Annotated in this window: 21 protein-coding genes; 16 read left to right on the top strand and 5 right to left on the bottom strand. The window is 31.4% G+C overall.

Annotated features, from left to right (window positions below):
• Positions 1-14 precede the first annotated feature (14 nt).
• A complete protein-coding gene (locus LGK95_RS08180; RefSeq protein ID WP_226123973.1) occupies positions 15-2,492 on the top strand; it encodes a CoA-disulfide reductase in 2,478 nt (825 codons plus the stop codon).
• Between the two features lie 22 nt (positions 2,493-2,514).
• The gene (gene trxA / locus LGK95_RS08175; protein WP_226123972.1) at positions 2,515-2,832 is read left to right on the top strand and encodes a thioredoxin; all 318 of its coding nucleotides are present in this window, start codon (positions 2,515-2,517) and stop codon (positions 2,830-2,832) included.
• A gap of 60 nt (positions 2,833-2,892) precedes the next feature.
• Here the strand turns inward: trxA and LGK95_RS08170 are convergent, their stop codons facing one another.
• Both LGK95_RS08170 and LGK95_RS08165 read right to left on the bottom strand, forming a co-directional pair.
• Complete coding sequence (locus LGK95_RS08170; protein ID WP_226123971.1) at positions 2,893-3,456, bottom strand: class I SAM-dependent methyltransferase; 564 nt, start codon at positions 3,454-3,456, stop codon at positions 2,893-2,895.
• A 112-nt stretch (positions 3,457-3,568) separates the two neighbouring features.
• Positions 3,569-4,207 (bottom strand): histidine phosphatase family protein, encoded by a 639-nt coding sequence (locus LGK95_RS08165; protein ID WP_226123970.1) that lies wholly within the window; start codon positions 4,205-4,207, stop codon positions 3,569-3,571.
• A gap of 221 nt (positions 4,208-4,428) precedes the next feature.
• Here LGK95_RS08165 and LGK95_RS08160 point away from each other — a divergent pair, with 221 nt between their 5' ends.
• The 4 genes from LGK95_RS08160 to lgt all read left to right on the top strand — a co-directional run bounded on the left by LGK95_RS08160 (position 4,429) and on the right by lgt (position 7,122).
• A complete protein-coding gene (locus tag LGK95_RS08160; protein WP_226123969.1) occupies positions 4,429-4,881 on the top strand; it encodes a DUF134 domain-containing protein in 453 nt (150 codons plus the stop codon).
• Between the two features lie 112 nt (positions 4,882-4,993).
• Positions 4,994-5,818 carry an Mrp/NBP35 family ATP-binding protein gene (locus LGK95_RS08155; protein ID WP_226123968.1) on the top strand — a complete coding sequence of 275 codons (825 nt, stop codon included), beginning with the start codon at positions 4,994-4,996 and terminating at the stop codon, positions 5,816-5,818.
• 20 nt (positions 5,819-5,838) lie between these two features.
• A complete protein-coding gene (locus LGK95_RS08150; RefSeq protein ID WP_226123967.1) occupies positions 5,839-6,195 on the top strand; it encodes a NifB/NifX family molybdenum-iron cluster-binding protein in 357 nt (118 codons plus the stop codon).
• A gap of 147 nt (positions 6,196-6,342) precedes the next feature.
• On the top strand, positions 6,343-7,122 hold the full coding sequence (gene lgt / locus LGK95_RS08145; protein ID WP_226124148.1) for a prolipoprotein diacylglyceryl transferase: 780 nt from the start codon (positions 6,343-6,345) through the stop codon (positions 7,120-7,122).
• 66 nt (positions 7,123-7,188) lie between these two features.
• Here lgt and LGK95_RS08140 read toward each other — a convergent pair whose 3' ends face one another.
• Positions 7,189-7,617, bottom strand: a complete 429-nt coding sequence (locus tag LGK95_RS08140; RefSeq protein ID WP_226123966.1) for a hypothetical protein — start codon at positions 7,615-7,617, stop codon at positions 7,189-7,191.
• A 154-nt stretch (positions 7,618-7,771) separates the two neighbouring features.
• A complete protein-coding gene (locus LGK95_RS08135) occupies positions 7,772-8,590 on the bottom strand; it encodes an EFR1 family ferrodoxin (RefSeq protein WP_226123965.1) in 819 nt (272 codons plus the stop codon).
• Between the two features lie 326 nt (positions 8,591-8,916).
• On the opposite strand from LGK95_RS08135, the gene LGK95_RS08130 reads away from it, so the two are divergent.
• From LGK95_RS08130 to LGK95_RS08100, 7 genes are all read left to right on the top strand, one after another.
• Entirely contained in the window at positions 8,917-9,372 is a 456-nt protein-coding gene (locus LGK95_RS08130) for a MarR family winged helix-turn-helix transcriptional regulator (protein ID WP_226123964.1), read from the top strand.
• Positions 9,373-9,387: 15 nt separating this feature from the next.
• Positions 9,388-9,885, top strand: a complete 498-nt coding sequence (locus LGK95_RS08125; protein WP_226123962.1) for a GNAT family N-acetyltransferase — start codon at positions 9,388-9,390, stop codon at positions 9,883-9,885.
• 218 nt (positions 9,886-10,103) lie between these two features.
• Entirely contained in the window at positions 10,104-10,427 is a 324-nt protein-coding gene (locus LGK95_RS08120; RefSeq protein WP_226123960.1) for an ArsR/SmtB family transcription factor, read from the top strand.
• Positions 10,428-10,460: 33 nt separating this feature from the next.
• A complete protein-coding gene (arsB, locus tag LGK95_RS08115) occupies positions 10,461-11,519 on the top strand; it encodes an ACR3 family arsenite efflux transporter (RefSeq protein ID WP_319001909.1) in 1,059 nt (352 codons plus the stop codon).
• Between the two features lie 38 nt (positions 11,520-11,557).
• Positions 11,558-11,944: an arsenite efflux transporter metallochaperone ArsD gene (gene arsD, locus LGK95_RS08110; protein WP_226123958.1), complete on the top strand. Its 387-nt coding sequence runs from the start codon at positions 11,558-11,560 to the stop codon at positions 11,942-11,944.
• Positions 11,945-12,022: 78 nt separating this feature from the next.
• Positions 12,023-13,765 (top strand): arsenical pump-driving ATPase, encoded by a 1,743-nt coding sequence (gene arsA / locus LGK95_RS08105; RefSeq protein WP_226123956.1) that lies wholly within the window; start codon positions 12,023-12,025, stop codon positions 13,763-13,765.
• 32 nt (positions 13,766-13,797) lie between these two features.
• The gene (locus LGK95_RS08100) at positions 13,798-14,226 is read left to right on the top strand and encodes an arsenate reductase/protein-tyrosine-phosphatase family protein (RefSeq protein ID WP_226123954.1); all 429 of its coding nucleotides are present in this window, start codon (positions 13,798-13,800) and stop codon (positions 14,224-14,226) included.
• A gap of 111 nt (positions 14,227-14,337) precedes the next feature.
• Here the strand turns inward: LGK95_RS08100 and LGK95_RS08095 are convergent, their stop codons facing one another.
• Positions 14,338-14,763, bottom strand: a complete 426-nt coding sequence (locus tag LGK95_RS08095; RefSeq protein ID WP_226123952.1) for a hypothetical protein — start codon at positions 14,761-14,763, stop codon at positions 14,338-14,340.
• A gap of 168 nt (positions 14,764-14,931) precedes the next feature.
• Between LGK95_RS08095 and LGK95_RS08090 the strand changes: the two genes are divergently transcribed.
• The 3 genes from LGK95_RS08090 to LGK95_RS08080 all read left to right on the top strand — a co-directional run bounded on the left by LGK95_RS08090 (position 14,932) and on the right by LGK95_RS08080 (position 18,930).
• Positions 14,932-16,518, top strand: a complete 1,587-nt coding sequence (locus LGK95_RS08090; RefSeq protein ID WP_226123951.1) for a ClC family H(+)/Cl(-) exchange transporter — start codon at positions 14,932-14,934, stop codon at positions 16,516-16,518.
• A gap of 21 nt (positions 16,519-16,539) precedes the next feature.
• Positions 16,540-17,160: a GGDEF domain-containing protein gene (locus LGK95_RS08085; protein WP_226123950.1), complete on the top strand. Its 621-nt coding sequence runs from the start codon at positions 16,540-16,542 to the stop codon at positions 17,158-17,160.
• A gap of 87 nt (positions 17,161-17,247) precedes the next feature.
• On the top strand, positions 17,248-18,930 hold the full coding sequence (locus LGK95_RS08080; RefSeq protein ID WP_226123949.1) for a ribonuclease J: 1,683 nt from the start codon (positions 17,248-17,250) through the stop codon (positions 18,928-18,930).
• Positions 18,931-19,101 lie beyond the last annotated feature (171 nt).

The following is a 19,101-nucleotide window of genomic DNA, read 5'->3' as shown; positions in this document are numbered from 1 at the left end:
GGGGAATATTTGTAATGAAAAAAATATTAGTTGTAGGTGGAGTAGCTGGTGGAGCTACAGCAGCAGTTAGAATTAGACGACTCGATGAAGAGGCAGAAATAATTATGTTTGAAAGAGATGAATACATTTCCTTTGCAAATTGTGGACTTCCTTATTATATAGGTGAAGTTATAAAGGAAAGAGAGAAGCTTGTAGTACAAACACCTGAGAGTATCAAGACTAGATTTAATATAGATGTAAGAAATAACAGCGAAGTAACTAAAATTGACTCGAGTAAAAAGACAGTAACAGTGAAAAGTAAGACTCGTGGCACTTATGAAGAAAGCTATGATTATATAGTATTATCACCAGGAGCAAAAGCAATTAGACCTAATATAGAAGGGATTAACAGTAAAAGAATATTCACTTTAAGAAACATACCAGATACTGATAATATAAAAGCATATGTAGACAAAAAAGGTATTAATAGTGCTGTAATTATTGGCGGTGGTTTTGTTGGAGTGGAAATGGCTGAAAATTTAAAAGAAAGAGGCCTTGATGTTACTTTGGTAGAAGCAGCTCCTCATGTAATGGCTCCGTTTGATACAGATATCGTTTTAAACATTGAAAAGGAAATTCAAGATAATGGTGTTTCGATGATTTTAAACGATGGAGTAAAATCTTTTAAAGATATAGACGATAGCGTCGAAATAACTTTAAGTAGTGGTAAAAAATTAAAGACCGATATGGTAATACTCGCAATAGGAGTAATTCCTGATACTCGATTCTTGAAGGATAGTGGAATAGAATTTGGACCTAAGGGACATATATTAGTAAATGAAAAATTGGAAACATGTGTTTCTGGAATATTTGCAGTTGGTGATGCTATTGAAGTTGTAGATTTTGTGAATAAAACAAAAACTGCAATACCACTTGCTGGTCCTGCAAATAAGCAAGGTAGAATTGCAGCTGATAATATAGCAGGCCTTAAAACTACTTATAAGGGGACCCAAGGAACTTCAATTATTAAAGTTTTCGACTTAACAGCTGGAAGTACAGGCAATAATGAGCGAACTTTAAGAAGACTTAATATCCCTTATAAAGTTATATTCATTCACCCCGTGGCTCATGCTTCTTATTACCCTGCAGCTCTTTCAATGACATTAAAACTTATATTTAACGATGAAGGTAAAATTCTTGGAGCTCAAGGTGTTGGTTATGATGGAGTGGATAAGAGAATTGACGTAATAGCAACAGCTATTAGATTCGGAGGAACGATTTATGATTTAACAGAACTTGAGCTTTCATACGCACCACCTTTCTCATCAGCTAAGGATCCAGTGAATATGGCGGGATATGTTGCGGAAAATGTACTAGCAGGAAGAATGGACGTATTAACACCAGATCAATTTATGGCCTATGATAAAGAAAATGTTACACTTTTAGATCTACGTACTGAAATGGAATTCGGTAATGGACATCTTGAGAATGCTGTAAATATTCCTATAGATAGTTTAAGAGAAAGAATAGGCGAACTCGATGCTGATAAAGAAATCCTTGAATACTGTTCAATAGGTCTTAAAGGATATATAGCTTCAAGAATGCTCGCTCCAAAAGGATACAAAGTTAAAAACTTAACTGGAGGTTATAAATCAGCTTCAGTTCTAAATTTTAAGCCAAAGGAACTTGATATTAGTAATAAAGCTAAAACTCAGAGTTTAGACTCAGTTACTCAAGTTGCAGGGGAAGCAGTAGATAAAGGCGTTATTAAATTTGATAAAGTACTAGATGCTTGTGGTATGTGTTGTCCTGGACCATTAATTAAAGTTAAAGCGAGTATTGACGAATTAAGTGAAGGTCAAATATTAAAAGTAATAGCTTCTGACATTGGTTTTTATGAGGATATTAGAGCTTGGTGTAATAAAACAAAAAATGAATTAATGGATTTAAAAAAAGAAAAAGGTATGATTTATGCGTTTATAAAAAAAGGCATCAATAATCCTATAAAAGTTGATAATTCATGTCCATCGACTGAGTTGCAAAAAAACAATAAGACAATGGTAGTTTTTAGTGGTGATTTAGATAAAGCTATCGCGGCATTTATTATTGCAAATGGCGCAGTTGCAATGGAAAGTAAAGTTACTATATTGTTTACCTTCTGGGGTCTTAATATCATACGCAAACCTGAAAAAGTATCTGTTAAAAAAGGTTTAATTGATTCAATGTTTGGATTTATGATGCCAAGAGGAAGTAAAAAGCTTAAACTTTCCCAAATGAACATGATGGGGCTTGGAGCTAAAATGATCCGCTCAGTAATGAAAAATAAAAATATAAACTCTCTTGAAGACTTAATTAAATCAGCAATGGATAGTGGTGTAGAAGTGGTTGCTTGCTCAATGTCTATGGATGTTATGGGAATTAAACAAGAAGAACTAATTGATGGAGTAAAAATTGGCGGAGTTGGTTATTATCTAGGTCAAACTGAAGATTCAAATGTAAATCTATTTATTTAATAAGGAAGGGTGAGGATTTAAAATGATAAAAGAAATAAATGATAAAAGTTTTAATAATGAAGTGTATAGTTCAGATATAGCAGTAGTTGTGGATTTTTGGGCACCTTGGTGCGGACCATGTAAAATGTTAGCCCCTGTTATGGAACAACTTGATAAGGAATATGGACATAAAATAAAATTTGTAAAGGTAGATGTAGATAAAAACCCTGAGATATCATCAAAATATAATATTTCAAGCATACCTACAGTTATGGTATTTAATAAAGAAATAGTAGAAGATAAACTTGTAGGATTCTCGCCTAAAAAGGTTTTAGAAGATAAGCTTAAGAAGTATGTATAAGATGCTAGTAATTTTATAGTATACAAAAAAGTATGGATTATTAATCCATACTTTTTTTAATTACACTAATTTAAATTTCAACCCATATTGATCCATATTTATAGTTATATCTTCAACATGTGTAAAATTAGCATCTTCATAAATTTTAATCATTTCCTCTTTTGATATTCGTTCATTAATAGAGGGACCCATTTCAGTTTCTTTTTTCTCCCAGTCAATAATACCAAGAAATCCATTAGTTTTTAGCACTCTTTTTATTTCTTTAAAATATCTAGATTTATCTTCAATTTCATGAATAACATTACTTATAAAAACATAGTCAACTGAAGCATCCTGAATTGGGAAGGAATATTCTTCACTTTTTATAAATTCTATATTAGAAATATTCGTTGCCTTCTCTTTTGCAATATCAATTATTTCAGCCATTATATCTAATCCAATTGCTTTGCCTTGATTTACAATAGTAGCTGCAGGGATGGTGAAATACCCTATACCGCAACCTATATCAAGCAAGGTAGATTTATTATCAATATGAAATTTCTTTAATGTTTCAAGTGGTGGAAGACTTTGTCTTCTTTTTAAATTATCTAATTTTTCTATGTTTTTAATGTTAAATTTATGCATATAAACACTCTCCTTTATATATATCACTAAATTCAAATATAAAGATATTATACCATAAGACTTTTAAAGTTTATATATTATGTATTACTGTAGATTAAATTTTTCCTCTACTTTAAACATAAGATTTTATAACATAGTTATCAGGAAGATGGCTTGTATCATTCAAAGTAATTATTTTAGGACTCAAATTATCATCAAATATAATTTTAGAAACAGACGTATTACCTAAAATCATTTTATGATACATATTCATTTTCCAATCAAAAACACCTACTAAACCGGCTTTAATAATTCCACCATGAGCGACTATAATAACATTCTCTCCTTGATGTTTTTCTGCAATTTTTAAAATTGCTTCCTTAGCGCGATTACTTGCAATTTTGAGACTTATCTCGCCACCACACATAGGCCCATCAAGTTCATCATTTTTCCATTCAATATATTTTTCGGGGAAATTTGTTACAACTTCTTTTACGGTAAGGCCTTCCCATTCACCAAAATCTATTTCTGTTAAGCCTTCCTCAACCATAGGTGTAATATTACTGTTTTGAGAGATGATTTCTGCTGTTTGCTTTGCTCTCTTTAGTGGACTTGTGTAAATGCAATCAAATTTATTAACAAATCTTTTACTTAGATATTCAGCTTGCTTAATACCTTCAGTTGATAAAATTATATCTTGGCATCCTTGAAATTTACCAAGTACATTCCAAGAGGTTTCACCATGTCTTACTAATGTTATCGTTGTATTCATTATTATTCACATCCTATTAAATTATTAGCCTATGCCAATATTTATAATATTATAATATATTATAAAGTTCATGTCAAACAGATAAAGTAATTATTATATATACTATATTAGTTATTGTTATTTGACATTAGTGTTAATACGTTGTAAAATTTTATTAGCATATGCCACTGAAAAGTAACACTTATGAATTTTAATGAGTATGTGGGAGTGAGGATATATATATGGCAAGACCAGTGAAAAATAGACGTGTAGAAAATTTACCGAAGTACACATATTTTGTACCCGCAGGTAGAAGAAAATGTGAAATTGAAGAAATACTCATAAAGGTTGAAGAATTTGAGGCTATGAGGCTTAAGGATGTTGAAGAATTAAATCAAGAAGAATGTGCCCAGCGAATGTTGGTTTCAAGGCAAACTTTTCAAAATATAATTGATAGTGCAAGGAAGAAAATTGCAATAGCTCTAATAGAGGGGAAAGCAATAAATATAAGTGGTGGAAACTATACAAGAAATGTATGTCAATTTAAGTGCGTTTCTTGTGATAACACATATGAAATAAAATACGAAGAAGATAGAAAAGTTTGTCCATCATGTGGTTCGGAACAAGTAACTTGTAATAAACGAAATAGTTTTTGTCAAAGGCGATGTAATAAACAGAGAGTAGACGGTGAATAATAAATATATAAATAATTAAATACATTTAATTATTATTGGCATTTGACAATAACAAATAATGGAGTTATACTGTAAGTAACATATGACAAATAAAGAAAAGAGGGGTTAGTGTATGGCTGAATGCGGTAGTTGTCCATCAGATGGTAAGTGTGATAATAAAGACACGTGTGGCATGAAAAATAATCCATTAAATAAAGTTAAGAATATAATTGGTGTCATGAGTGGTAAAGGTGGCGTAGGTAAATCGACGATATCTGCTCTTATTGCACATGAACTTAATAAAAAAGGTTTTAAGGTTGGTATTATGGATTCAGATATTACAGGTCCAAGTATACCAAGGTTATTTGGTATTAAGGATGTTAAACCTACAATGAGTGAAAAGTTTATTGTACCAGTTAAAAGTACTGAAGGTATTGATGTTATCTCAATGAATTTTCTTGTGGAAAATGAAGAGGATCCTGTTATTTGGAGAGGACCAGCAGTTTCTGGACTTGTAGAGCAGTTTTGGACTGATGTTTTATGGGGAGAGCTTGATTATTTAATTATAGATATGCCTCCTGGTACAGGGGATGTTGCCTTAACAGTAATGCAGTCAATACCAATTACAGGTATAGTAATGGTTTCAACACCACAGGACTTAGTATCTATGATTGTTGGTAAAGCAGTAAATATGGCACGCAAGCTTAATATAGACATAGTAGGACTTATAGAGAATATGAGCTATTTAGTTTGTCCTGGATGCAAAGAGAAAATAAGAATATTTGAATCAGATAACATAGATGAATTCTTAATTAAAAATGATTTGGATATGCTTGGAGAACTTCCAATGTGTAAAGAAATAGTTAATATTTCTAATAAGGGAGAATATAAACTTAATACAGAAGTAACTGAGATTGTTTCGAGTATTGTTAATAAAATTATAGATAAGACAAAATAATAAAAGTGGAGGTAGAATTTATGAAAATAGCAATACCTAATAATGGTAATATGGTGAATCAACATTTTGGAATGAGCAAAAGTTTTGTAATTGCAACTATAGAGGACAAAAAAATTGTAAACATTGAAGAGGTATCCGCAGTAGAGCTTGCACATCAACATGAAGGATTAGCAAACTTACTTGCAAAGAACGGAGCAACAGTAGTTATTACTGGAGGAATTGGTGGAGGCGCAATTAGTGGTCTAAAGCAGAATGGCCTTGAAGTAATAACAGGAGCATCTGGAGAATATAAACAAGTTATTGAAGAATATATCAATGGAACTCTTACAGATAAACACGTAACATGTAATCATACTGGCGAACACCACCACCAATAAAGAGATAGGAGCATAATGTGCTCCTATCTTTTTTATATTACCGATAAATATAATTTTTTTAGGAATTGCCATTATTTTAATTAATATAGTATAATAAGGGCAAACTATTCCATGAAAGTTTATTAAAGGTATTTAGTTGAAACTAATATTAGGAGTGATAGTATGAACCCAGTAGCGTTTTATGTATTTGGATTAAGTGTACGGTGGTATGGAATATTTATAGCGATAGGAATGGCAATTGCTATAACATTGTTACAATATACATGTAAATGTAGAGATGTAGATTATGACTCTCTTTTAGATGTAGTGATTATCTCTCTACCAATTGGAATTATAGGTGCAAGGCTATATTATGTTGCTTTTGAGTTCAATAATTATAAAGATAATTTATTAGAAGTATTTGATATTAGAGGAGGCGGACTTGCAATTCATGGTGGAATTCTATTTGCCTTAATATCTGCATATATAATTGCAAGGCGTAAGAAGATGAATTTCTTTAAAATGGCAGATGTTACGGTGCCCACAATTATCATTGCTCAAGCTATCGGGCGATGGGGGAATTTTTTCAATTCAGAAGCTCATGGTGGACCTGTATCTTATAACTTTATTAAACATTTCCCAGTCTTCATACAACAAGGTATGCATATAGATGGAATTTATTATCATCCTACCTTTTTATACGAATCTTTGTGGGATTTCGCTGTATTTGTAATACTAATTATTATTTTAAGAAAAAGTAAAAAAGTTGGAATTGTATTTTTCACGTATATTGGGCTATATTCAATTGGTAGATTTTTCATAGAGGGTCTAAGAACAGATAGCTTAATGTTTGGATCTTTTAGAATTGCTCAACTAATAAGTCTATCTGGCATAGTAATTTGGGTAGCATTCTTAATATTTTCTAAGTACAAAAAAACACAGCATTGATATGTGTGAAAAATATTTAAACTTATCTAACATAATATTTAAATGAATTAATTAAGATTTATGAAATTAATCATAGTTCTTAATTAGTCTTTTATGTATTTTTAGTGGTTTGTTATTCTTAAGGTTAAACAATTCAATTTGTCCATCATTCTTCATTTCATGTGGATTTAAAATCTCTTCTATTTCATTGTCCATTGAACCGTAAATTTTTATTTGTTCTTCAGTAGACTTCATTTGTAATAATTCCATATCCTTTTTTACATTATCATATTGTTTTTGTAATTTTGTATTTTCTTTAGTTAGCTGCTGCACTCTAAATTGTTGTTTTTCTTTAATCCGATTTACCTGTGATAGTTCATCTTCGTTGTCTATTCTAGAGTTCCCAAACAATTTAATTGTGTTCTTTGCATCCTTATTCATAAATGTAATTCCACTTATTCCACCTATCCCAAAACCTATAACACCATAACAAATAACACTCATCGTTGCTAACATTATAAAAACCTCCTATTTTTATCGTAATAGTTTATTTATATATAATGTTATGGCTTTTTCTATTAGATATTCCGGTTTAATTAATTTTAAGAAATTTATTTTCCTTTCATACTTACCAACATAAATATTCTTTTCACTACTGCAATTAATCCAGTTATATAAATAATTCTGGTTGTCTTCGATAAACATAATCAACTTCTAATTCTTGCTTATGTATTAAATAATTTTCATTATCATAATACTTTGCATTCATTGGACATTTTTTAATACAAGCCCCGCATTTAATACAAATACCATTTAATTTAGATACATCTTCAAAATCAATGGAACCCATAGGACATATATTTGCACATATTTTACAAAAGTTACAATTGCTATTTGTTTTTGGAGTAACCTTTCTAAGATCAACAGCAATACCATCTTTGTTTTTAGGAATATAATGTTTTCTATAAGGATTGTTTCCAGTTATAACTACAGTTTGAATTTTATCTTGAGTTATTAATTTTGTATATATTTGATTTGCAAAGTCACTTACTATATCCATATCTTCTTCATCAGGCCTGTTTTTAGCAAGAATTTTAGAAAATGCGTGTTCTCCTATAAATGCACCTCCTCCAATAACTTTGAAACCGTTTAGTTCAAGTATGTCTTTCAATTCTATTAAAGCATCATCATAATTTCTATTACCATAAACAACTACAGGAATTGCTAGTGCACCATTGCCAGTAATAGAGTTTAAATATTTTAACAATATATTTGGAACTCTTCCTGCATAAACTGGAACTCCTATAATGACGACATCTTGTTCTGTAAATGATACTATTTTCTCCCTAACTCCCGGTAATGTAAAATCAATGTTATTTATAGTTATTTTCCTATCAATATTTTCTAAAATTTTCTTTCCTATGCCGCATACCACTTTTTTAGTTGTATCTGTGGCACTAAAATACATTGTATTAATTTTCTTATTCATAATAAGCCCCCTCTAATAAATTTAGTGATGCACATTTTTAAGTTTCCGAATTCACTCTGATATATTTTTGTATCTTAACTAAAGAAAAATCCATTTGAAATATTTGTTTTGTCACTTAATATTGTACTAGAGTTTTTCTCTTGAGTCTTTCTTTTTTATTATTCCTACATCTCTACAACTATCACATTCAAATTGGATTGTTACATGATTTATTTAAAGTGCAAATATTAAAAAATGAAAATATGAAATTTAAGTCGAATAAAAGATAATTATTTATGTTGCATAACACAACTGTTGTGATATACAATATAAGAGAGGTGAATAAAATGAATAATGTTAATGGAAGCGACTTAAGAGAAATTGTAAGAGTATTGGTTAGAAATCTTGGACTACTTGAGAGAAATGAAGCTTGCTGCTCTGGAGTAACACTTACTCAATGTCATGCAATAGTTGAAATTGGAAGATCAGAAGAGATAAATTTAAATAGTTTGGCAGAACTGCTTAATTTAAATAAAAGCACTATGAGTAGAGCAATAGATAATCTTGTAAAGCAAAACCTAGTGATTAGAGAGGTTCATACTGAGAACAGAAGGTATATAAGAATATTACTTACTGAAAAAGGATACGAAATATATAAACAAATTGAAAAGAGTATGGAAGGTTATTATAGCAATATAATTTCTTTAGTCTCTGGAGATAAGAAAGATCAAGTTTTGGAGAGTTTACAAATATTAGTTGATATAGTGAAGACAAATAAATTTATTGATCTTAAAGGAGAGTAAAATAGGGGGGAGATTATGGACTACATAATTGATAAAATGGTAAAAACAGATTGGGAGCAGGTAGCTCATATATATTTAGAAGGCATAAAGACAGGTAAAGCAACATTCCAAACAGAAGTTCCTACGTGGGAAGAGTGGAACAGTGGACATGTAAATTTATGTAGAGTAGTAGCTCGCTTAGACAATAATATTTTGGGATGGGGAGCTTTGAGCCCAACCTCAAGTAGATGTGTTTACTCAGGGGTAGCAGAAGTTAGCATATATATTGGGGGTAACTATAGAGGACAAGGATTAGGTGAAATCATTTTAAATAATTTAGTTAAATTATCAGAGGAAAATGGGTTTTGGACTTTGCAGTCTGGAATTATAAGAGAAAACATACCAAGTATAAAATTACATAAAAAGTGTGGGTTTAGAGAAGTTGGAGTAAGAGAAAAAGTTGCTAAAATGAACAATGGAAGATGGCACGACGTAGTTTTTATGGAGCGTAGAAGCAAGGAAGTTGGAATGTAAAAAGCAGACTATATTTCTTTATGAAATATGGTCTGCTTTTAATAGTTATTAGTGAAGAATTATCGGAACACTTAAAGATGTAATGGATATAATACTATATATAGGGAAATGTAAATGTATAAACCAATGTTATATTGATTTATGAGCATATACATTGACACAATATAGATAATGGTATATATTATATATAGACGAACGTAAATGTAAGGGGCGATGAAATGAAACAGAATTATGATGAAAATGCAAAAATCATTAAAGCACTTTCTGATGCAAGTAGACTTAAAATAATTGATATTTTGTCCTGCGGAGAAAGGTGTGCTTGTGATATATTAGAACATTTTGAGTTTACACAGCCAACGCTTTCACATCATATGAAGGTATTAATGGACACTGGTGTTGTAAAATGCAGAAAAGATGGCCTATGGAGTTATTATTCACTTAATAATAACAACTGCAATAAACTTATATTATTTCTTATGAATCTTGTTACAGATAAAGATGAATGTATATGTGAGGACAAAACTAAATGTAAATGTGAATAAAAATTATAATATAAGAAACAAGGAGTGATTTTAGTGAATGAAGTTAAAGCACCACGAATTGGATTTTTTCAAAAATACTTAACAGTCTGGGTAGCTATTTGTATGATATTGGGAGTGCTAATTGGAAAGTTTATTCCAGGAATTCCAGATTTCTTTAATCAGTTTGAGTATGCGAAGGTTTCAATACCGACCGCTATACTTATTTGGGTAATGATTTATCCTATGATGATGAAGGTAGACTTCCAAAGTGTTAAAAATGTTGGCAAGGAACCAAAGGGTTTGTATGTAACATGGATAGTGAATTGGCTTATAAAACCATTTAGTATGTATGCAATATCGTCATTTTTCTTTTACGTAGTATTTAAAGCATTTATTACGCCAGAACTTGCTACGCAATACCTTGCAGGAACAATATTATTAGGAGCTGCGCCATGTACTGCTATGGTATTTGTATGGAGTTCACTTACTAAAGGTAATCCAGCCTATACCGTTGTGCAAGTAGCTACAAATGATTTAATTATACTGGTTGCATTTATACCTATCGTGAAATTTCTTTTAGGCGTCAGCAACATTGCTGTTCCTTGGGATACTCTCATTTTATCGGTTGTTTTATTTGTTGTTATTCCTCTAGTTGCTGGCATTTTGACTAGGATAACGGTAACAAAGAAAAAGGGAATAGAGTATTTTGAAAATACCTTTCTAAGTAAGTTTAATAATGCAACTACTGTCGGGTTATTACTTATGTTGGTATTATTATTCTCATTCCAAGGTGAAACTATTATAAATAATCCACTACACATTTTACTAATTGCTGTACCACTAACTATCCAAACATTTTTAATTTTCTTCATTGCTTATTTAGCAGCTAGAAAGCTTAAATTACCATATGATATAGCTGCACCTGCAGGAATGATTGGAGCATCAAACTTTTTTGAACTCTCAGTTGCAGTTGCTATTTCGCTATTCGGTATGGACTCTCCTGCAGCTCTCGCTACAGTTGTAGGAGTATTAGTTGAAGTACCAGTTATGTTAATACTTGTAAGAATAGCAAACAAAACAACTGGATGGTTTCCTAAAAGACAGACCAAATAAAACTAAATCTAAAAGTAAATAAAAAGGGAGTGTTAAATATGAAAAAAATGATAATATTTGAACCAGCTATGTGTTGTTCGACAGGAGTTTGTGGTCCAGGAGTTGATAGACAACTATTAAGAGTTTCTACAGTAATAAACAACTTAAACAAGAATGGTATTTTAGTTAAGAGGTATAACGTATCAAGTAATCCACAAATGTTTGTTGATAACAAAACAATAAATGAAATGTTAAATGAACAAGGAGTGGATGTGCTTCCAGTTGCAATAGTTGATGACGTTGTTGTTAAAACAAAGACATATCCAACAGATGAAGAATTCTCTAGTTTATTAGACGTGCCAGTAAGTTCTCTAAAATCAGTTATAAAGAAACCATCTATTAAAAAAGCATCAAAAGATTGTGGTTGTGAGGGTGGATGCTGCTAATATTGTAATTTATAAATAATAAAACACAAAAGGAACTATAGAAATATCTTAATAATGAAACAGGAGGTAATTAAGAACATGGAAATTTTTAATCCGCAAAATATTAAACTTACAAAATATTTATTTTATACAGGAAAAGGCGGCGTAGGCAAAACTTCAACCGCTTGCGCTACAGCTGTTAACCTTGCTGATCGAGGAAAAAAAGTGCTTCTTATCAGTACGGACCCTGCTTCAAATCTTCAAGATGTTTTTAATACTGAATTGACAAATAAGGGTGTTCCAATTAAGGAAGTACCAAATCTTGTTGTTGCTAATCTTGACCCAATTAAGGCAGCGGCTGAGCATAGAGAAAGTGTTATTGAACCTTACCGTGGCAAATTACCTGATGCTGTGCTTAAAAATATGGAAGAACAACTATCCGGCTCATGTACTGTAGAGATTGCTGCATTCAATGAATTTTCAAAATTTATAACAGATGAAAAAGTTCAGAAAGAATATGATCATATTATATTTGATACTGCACCAACTGGTCATACACTTAGAATGCTTCAATTGCCATCAGCGTGGAGTAGTTTTATTAGCGAAAGCACACATGGTGCCTCGTGTTTAGGTCAGCTTTCAGGACTTGAGAGTAAAAGAGAAATTTATAAAAAGGCAGTAGAAACATTATCGGATGGAGAATTAACAACGCTTGTTCTTATTTCCAGGCCGGAAATGACACCACTTAAAGAAGCAGAAAGAGCATCAAAAGAACTTGCGGGCATCGGCGTAAATAATCAAACAATGATTATAAATGGTGTAATGAGTACTTATGATGACAGTGTTTCAGAAAGTCTGTATCAAAAACAGCAAAAATCACTTACAGATATTCCAAAAGGGTTAAAAGGAATTACTACCTATATGGTACCACTGAGAGCATACAATATAACAGGCATGGATAATGTGCGAGCACTTCTTACCAAAGATAATTATAGTATAAGAAATGAGAAAATAAACGCTAAAAGTATTCCTGCATTAAAAGATGTTATTGAAGATTTAAGCAATAGTAATAAAAAAGTAATTTTTACTATGGGTAAGGGCGGCGTAGGTAAAACTACAATTGCAGCGGCTATTGCTTTAGGACTTGCAGCAAAGGGCAAAAAGGTTCATCTTACCACAACTGATCCTGCAGCACATCTTAAATTTGTTATTAAAGAAAGTAGCAACATAACTATGAGTCACATTGATGAACATGCTGAACTTTTAAAATATCAGAATGAAGTGCTTTCAAAAGCTAGAGAAACAATGGCTGAGGAGGACATTGCTTATGTAGAAGAGGATTTGCGCTCTCCATGTACACAGGAAATTGCAGTGTTTAGAGCTTTTGCGGAAATAGTTGATAAGGCAGAAGATCAAATTGTTGTTATAGATACTGCTCCAACAGGTCATACTCTATTGTTACTTGACTCTACCCAAAGTTATAACCAAGAAATCAAACGCTCACAGGGTGATATACCAGAATCAGTGAAAAAGTTATTGCCAAGGCTTCGAAATGCGGATGAAACTGAAGTTATAATTGTGACTCTTGCTGAAGCTACACCAGTATATGAAGCAATGCGTTTAGAAGAAGATTTAAAACGTGCCACCATTTCAACAAAGTGGTGGGTCATTAACTCATCACTATATAAGACAGGTACAACCAATAAGCTGCTAGCCGCAAAAGCAAGTAATGAAATCGAGTGGATTAACAAAGTTGATGCACATGCAGACGGTAAATTTGCAGTTATTCCTTGGAGCCCTGATGAAATTAAGGGTGATAAGTTAAATGAGTTGTTAGTATAATAAATAAGGTTAATATAAAGGAGAATGATGTTATGAAACCTAAGGTAGCATTTATATGTGTTCACAATTCTTGTAGATCTCAGATGGCAGAGGCTCTTGGAAAGATGTTTGGGTCAGAAGTGTTTGAATCTTATTCAGCAGGTACAGAAACTAAACCTCAAATTAACCAAGATGCAGTTAGAATAATAAAGGATTTATATAAGCTAGATATGAATGAAATGCACTCATCAAAATTAATTGATGACATACCAGAATGTGATATTGTAATAAAAATGGGCTGTAATGTAGTTTGCCCAATTGTTGTACACAGGTATGAGGAAGATTGGGGATTGGACGATCCTACTGGGAAATCTGATGAAGAATTTATAAAAACAGCTAAGCTAATTGAAGAAAAAGTTAAAGATTTAAAGAAAAGACTAGAAAATAATGAAATTAATTTAGATAATGAAATGTCATTGTAGTGATATTAAGGCTATATTCCTTTTAATAATTTAAAGGAATGTAGTCTTATTTTAGTTGAATATTATACTCTTCATATTAAGGACTAAGAATTAGTTATCCTATCTTTAAAATTACAGTTTTATATATGATTCTGTTAAATAATTATATTGATTTCTATTTGTCCTAGGATGATTAAGCAATTCATCATTACCATTTTGTTTATTAAATTCCATTAAAAATTTGTCTACTTTACGTAAAGCCACTTTTTTATATGTTATGGTACTTTCTTTATAGTTTTTTATACAGCGAAGATAAAATTCATATTTATTAAAATCTTCTTTGTTTAATATAAAACATTTGTCAATATTGTTTGAGAAATACCAATCAATATATTGTTTTACATCATTAAGATAGCCATCGATAGTATATCTTCTCTTATATTGTTTCTCCAAAAAACTTTCAAAGTAATGAATAATTACAAACCAATCTGATTGGCTATGAAGAGGATCTGTCTCATCTGCATTTTTTGTATTTCTAATATCTTTTATAGTAAACATTGAAAATATCCACCTCCATTTTTTGCGTGTATATATATTATAACGTATATATATAATAACATATATATAGGTATGTATGTTATTATATATATGATGAAATAATTAAATTACATACTTTGAAAAAGCAGGTATAAATAATAGTCATTATGTAATAATGGAGGAAGAAAAATGGAAGTAAAGAACAAACAAAGTACTTATAATACCTTATTCCACTGGAATAGCTTTAGATTAAAGCTTGTGTTTGAGGGAATAGGGGTAGGCATTATTACTGGTTTATTAATCGTGTCGTATCGCTATACACTTGAAAGGTCAGGAGTTTTTTTAACTTATATCTATAAAGCTATATCTATAAAACCCTTACTGTTGGTACCCTGGATTGGGGTCTTAATAATTGTAGGATATATTGTAGGATTAATGGTTAAACATGAACCCATGATTAGCGGAAGCGGGATCCCTCAGGTAGAAGGGGTCTTGCTTAGAAAACTTCATATGAATTGGCTTAAAGTCATACTTGGTAAATTTATTGGAGGTGTGCTTTCAATCGGAGCAGGTCTTTCCTTAGGACGCGAAGGTCCATCGGTTCAAATAGGGGCTGCAGTAGGTCAAGGGGTTAGTGATGTGTTTAAAAGAGTGAAAATTGAAGAAAAATATCTTATTACAAGTGGAGCGAGCGCAGGACTATCTGCTGCCTTTGGTGCGCCACTTGCCGGAGTAATGTTTGCATTAGAGGAAGTTCATAAAAACTTTTCTCCCTTAGTTCTACTTTCAGCTTTATCTGCAGCAATATCTGCAGACATTGTAACTAGTGGGTTCTTTGGATTGAAACCAGTTTTTAACATTAGTAATCTAACCATATTACCAATAAAACTCTATTTATATATAGTTTTATTAGGGATTTTTGTTGGAGTTTTAGGGGTACTCTTTAATAATATTCTTTTAAAAACTCAGGACATATATGTAAAGCAATCATGGCTTCCAAAAGAAATGAGAATTGTAATCCCATTATTAATTTCAGTTATTCTTGGGGTTTTATTACCAAAAGTTTTAGGTGGAGGGCATGAACTTATAACATCGTTAATGGCAGGGCATTTTTCTTTAACAATTTTAGTGATTTTAGTTATTGTAAAGTTTTTATTCACAATGGCAAGTTATGGATCTGGTGCACCAGGAGGAATCTTTCTTCCACTACTTGCTATAGGGGCTCTAATAGGAAATGTTTATGGAATAGCACTTGTAAATCTACTGAATTTTGATAGCATGTATATTAATAATTTTATAATACTTGCAATGGCAGGATATTTTACAGCTGTAGTTAGAGCACCTATAACTGGAACTATTCTAATTACTGAAATGACAGGTTCCTTTAGTCAGTTACTATCTTTAGCTGTTATATCTATAGTTGCATATATTGTTGCAGATATTTTAGCATCAAAGCCTATTTATGAATCGTTACTAGGAAAATTTTTACATGGTCAAGGGGAAAAAATATCTTTTGGAAACAGGAAAAACAAGGCGATATTGGAGTTCGCAGTTTGTATGGGATCAGATTTAGATGGAAAGCAAATTAAAGAAGTCAAATGGCCATCTAATTGTTTATTAGTAGCAGTTAAGCGAGGAGAAAATGAAATAATTCCTAAGGGAAACACTGTTATTTTTCCAGGAGACTATTTAATTGTACTCACCAATGAGGATAGCGTATCTAAAATTAATGATACTTTGATTATAATGACTGCAAGTTGTGAAATATTAAAATAAATATTGTAAGGAGAATTTATGATGGATAAGGCACTAATTTCTATAGAGGAAATAACATCAAGAGTTAAAGAGTTAATTAAAAATAATGAAGGGCCTTTTAGTGTAGTCACATGTGATATTGATAATTTAAAAAACATTAATACAATTCATGGAGATGTCATAGGTGATGCAGTAGTTAATAAGGTTATATCTATATTTAACAATAATTTATCTAAAACTGACTTAATAAATAGAAGTGGAGATGAATTTACTTTATTACTTGTGAAAAAAGGTGCAGAGAGAAGCTTTATGGATTTAGAAGAAATAAGAAGATATTTATCTGATAATACTTTTGATTTGAAAAACTCAACTAAAACAGAAAATATAAACATTACTCTAAGTTTTGGAGTCGCAAGCTATCCTCGCGATTCTAAGAATGTTATAGATCTTCTTAGGGTTGCAGATAGTGGCCTTTTTAGAGCTAAAAAAGAAGGCAAAAACAGAATTTGTCTCTCAGAAGCAGAAAGTATGGTTCTTAAATCAAGTTATTTTACTAAGACTCAACTTGATAGGCTATCAGAGCTTTCTAAGGCTAATGATAAAACAGAAGCATTTCTTCTTAGAGAAGCATTGGATGGTTTATTTAAAAAGTACAACAAATAAACTTTGAAAAAAGTATAGAATTAAGCAATATGTTCAAACTGTAGATGAGGGGATAGAAAAAAGCATAGATGCATAAGGAGGGAAATATTGAATAACAACAATAAAAGAAAAGGTAAAAATAAAATTAAAATTATTCCTATAGGTGGGCTTGGAGAAATCGGAAAAAATATTACTGTAATAGAATACAAAGATGAAATTGTTGTTATAGATTGTGGAATTAGCTTTCCAGACTCAGATATGTATGGAGTAGATTTAGTCATTCCTGATGTAACTTATTTAATAGAGAATAAGGATAAGGTAAAAGGAATTTTTTTAACCCACGGTCATGAAGATCACATAGGGGCATTGCCCTATATTTTAAAACAAATTAATGTTCCAGTGTATGGTGCACAACTAACCTTAGGACTTGTAGAAAAAAAGCTACAAGAACATGGAATATTAGAAGAATGTACACTGAACGTAGTAAATCCTGGTGATGTTATAAAACTAGATAAACTTAGCGTAGAGTTTATAAGAGTTAACCATAGTATAGCTGATGCCTGCGCAATTGCTATACATACTCCTATTGGTAGAATTGTACATACGGGTGACTTTAAAATAGACTATACTCCAGTTGATGGGAAAATTATAGATTTAGAGAGATTTGCAAAATTAGGCAATCAAGGTGTGCTTCTACTAATGGCTGATAGCACTAACGTAGAACGGCCTGGATTTAATATATCTGAGAAAGCAGTTGGAGAATCTTTAAATAAACTTTTTTACAAAGTGAAGGGTAGAATAATAGTAGCTTCCTTCGCATCGAATATTCATAGATTACAACTAATTGCGAATGCTTCAATTCGCAATGGAAGAAAAGTAGCCTTCAGTGGAAGAAGCATGGATAGAATTTCTGAAGTGGCTATTGAACTAGGATATCTGAATATACCAGAGGATGATATAATTACTGTGGCAGAACTTCATAATTACCCTGATGATAAGGTAACAATAATAACTACAGGTAGTCAAGGTGAGCCGCTAGCTGCATTAACAAGAATGGCATCATCGACTCATAGAAGTATTCAACTACAAGAGGGAGATTTGATTATTCTATCTTCATCTCCAATTCCAGGAAACGAGAAACTCATATACCATGTTATAAATGAATTATTTAAAAAGGGAGTCAATGTAATATATAATACTACAGATGATATTCACGTTTCTGGGCATGCGTGTCAAGAGGAATTAAAATTAATGCATACGCTAGTTCGTCCTAAATATTTTATGCCAGTACATGGTGAATATAGACATTTAAAACAACATGCTCAACTCGCAGAAGAATTAGGAATGAATTGTGAAAATATTTTTATTGGAGATACCGGACAAATATTAGAAGTATCACAAAACGAATGTAAATTAGCTGGTAGAGTGAAAACGGGAGCTATAATGGTAGACGGACTTGGCATAGGAGATGTCGGAAACATTGTACTCAAAGATAGAAAACACTTAGCTGAAGAGGGAATACTTACTGTTGTAGTTACTATACAAAGGGAGACTTATAGTATATTAGCAGGGCCAGATATAATAACTAGAGGTTTTATTTATATGAAAGAATCTAATGAACTTATTTATGAAGCCAGGGACATTGTAAGAAAAGAGTTAGAACGGTGTTTAAATAATAAAATTAAAGAGTGGTCAGTAATAAAATCGAATATCAGAAATGCTTTAGGTCAGTTTATATATATAAAGACTAAGAGAAGACCTATAATTATACCAATAATAATGGAAATTTGAAAAGGATTAGATAATTCAAGTAAAATTGAATTATGTTTTTATGTTCCCTCAACCTAATAGTGAACTGAACCACTAAAAACGGACATTGCAAAAACACCCCCATTTGTAGGATAATAAAACTATGATTGGGGGTATTGTTATGTCAGCAGTAAAAGGCAAAAAACAGTTTGG

The sequence above is a fragment of the Clostridium algoriphilum genome (genome assembly GCF_020443705.1).
Lineage (GTDB): Bacteria > Bacillota > Clostridia > Clostridiales > Clostridiaceae > Clostridium_AD > Clostridium_AD algoriphilum.
Note: the sequence above shows the minus strand (reverse complement) of the source record. Positions and strands in the feature narration are given on the sequence as shown.

Coding starts and splice junctions, on each gene's coding strand:
- LGK95_RS08140 (WP_226123966.1), bottom strand. CDS start 7,617: ATGTTAGCAACGATGAGTGTTATTTGTTATGGTGTTATAGGTTTTGGG.
- LGK95_RS08160 (WP_226123969.1), top strand. CDS start 4,429: ATGGCAAGACCAGTGAAAAATAGACGTGTAGAAAATTTACCGAAGTAC.
- LGK95_RS08135 (WP_226123965.1), bottom strand. CDS start 8,590: ATGAATAAGAAAATTAATACAATGTATTTTAGTGCCACAGATACAACT.
- LGK95_RS08090 (WP_226123951.1), top strand. CDS start 14,932: ATGGAAGTAAAGAACAAACAAAGTACTTATAATACCTTATTCCACTGG.
- arsD (WP_226123958.1), top strand. CDS start 11,558: ATGAAAAAAATGATAATATTTGAACCAGCTATGTGTTGTTCGACAGGA.
- LGK95_RS08085 (WP_226123950.1), top strand. CDS start 16,540: ATGGATAAGGCACTAATTTCTATAGAGGAAATAACATCAAGAGTTAAA.
- LGK95_RS08130 (WP_226123964.1), top strand. CDS start 8,917: ATGAATAATGTTAATGGAAGCGACTTAAGAGAAATTGTAAGAGTATTG.
- LGK95_RS08125 (WP_226123962.1), top strand. CDS start 9,388: ATGGACTACATAATTGATAAAATGGTAAAAACAGATTGGGAGCAGGTA.
- LGK95_RS08095 (WP_226123952.1), bottom strand. CDS start 14,763: ATGTTTACTATAAAAGATATTAGAAATACAAAAAATGCAGATGAGACA.
- LGK95_RS08100 (WP_226123954.1), top strand. CDS start 13,798: ATGAAACCTAAGGTAGCATTTATATGTGTTCACAATTCTTGTAGATCT.
- LGK95_RS08120 (WP_226123960.1), top strand. CDS start 10,104: ATGAAACAGAATTATGATGAAAATGCAAAAATCATTAAAGCACTTTCT.
- trxA (WP_226123972.1), top strand. CDS start 2,515: ATGATAAAAGAAATAAATGATAAAAGTTTTAATAATGAAGTGTATAGT.
- LGK95_RS08180 (WP_226123973.1), top strand. CDS start 15: ATGAAAAAAATATTAGTTGTAGGTGGAGTAGCTGGTGGAGCTACAGCA.
- LGK95_RS08155 (WP_226123968.1), top strand. CDS start 4,994: ATGGCTGAATGCGGTAGTTGTCCATCAGATGGTAAGTGTGATAATAAA.
- LGK95_RS08170 (WP_226123971.1), bottom strand. CDS start 3,456: ATGCATAAATTTAACATTAAAAACATAGAAAAATTAGATAATTTAAAA.
- LGK95_RS08150 (WP_226123967.1), top strand. CDS start 5,839: ATGAAAATAGCAATACCTAATAATGGTAATATGGTGAATCAACATTTT.
- arsA (WP_226123956.1), top strand. CDS start 12,023: ATGGAAATTTTTAATCCGCAAAATATTAAACTTACAAAATATTTATTT.
- LGK95_RS08165 (WP_226123970.1), bottom strand. CDS start 4,207: ATGAATACAACGATAACATTAGTAAGACATGGTGAAACCTCTTGGAAT.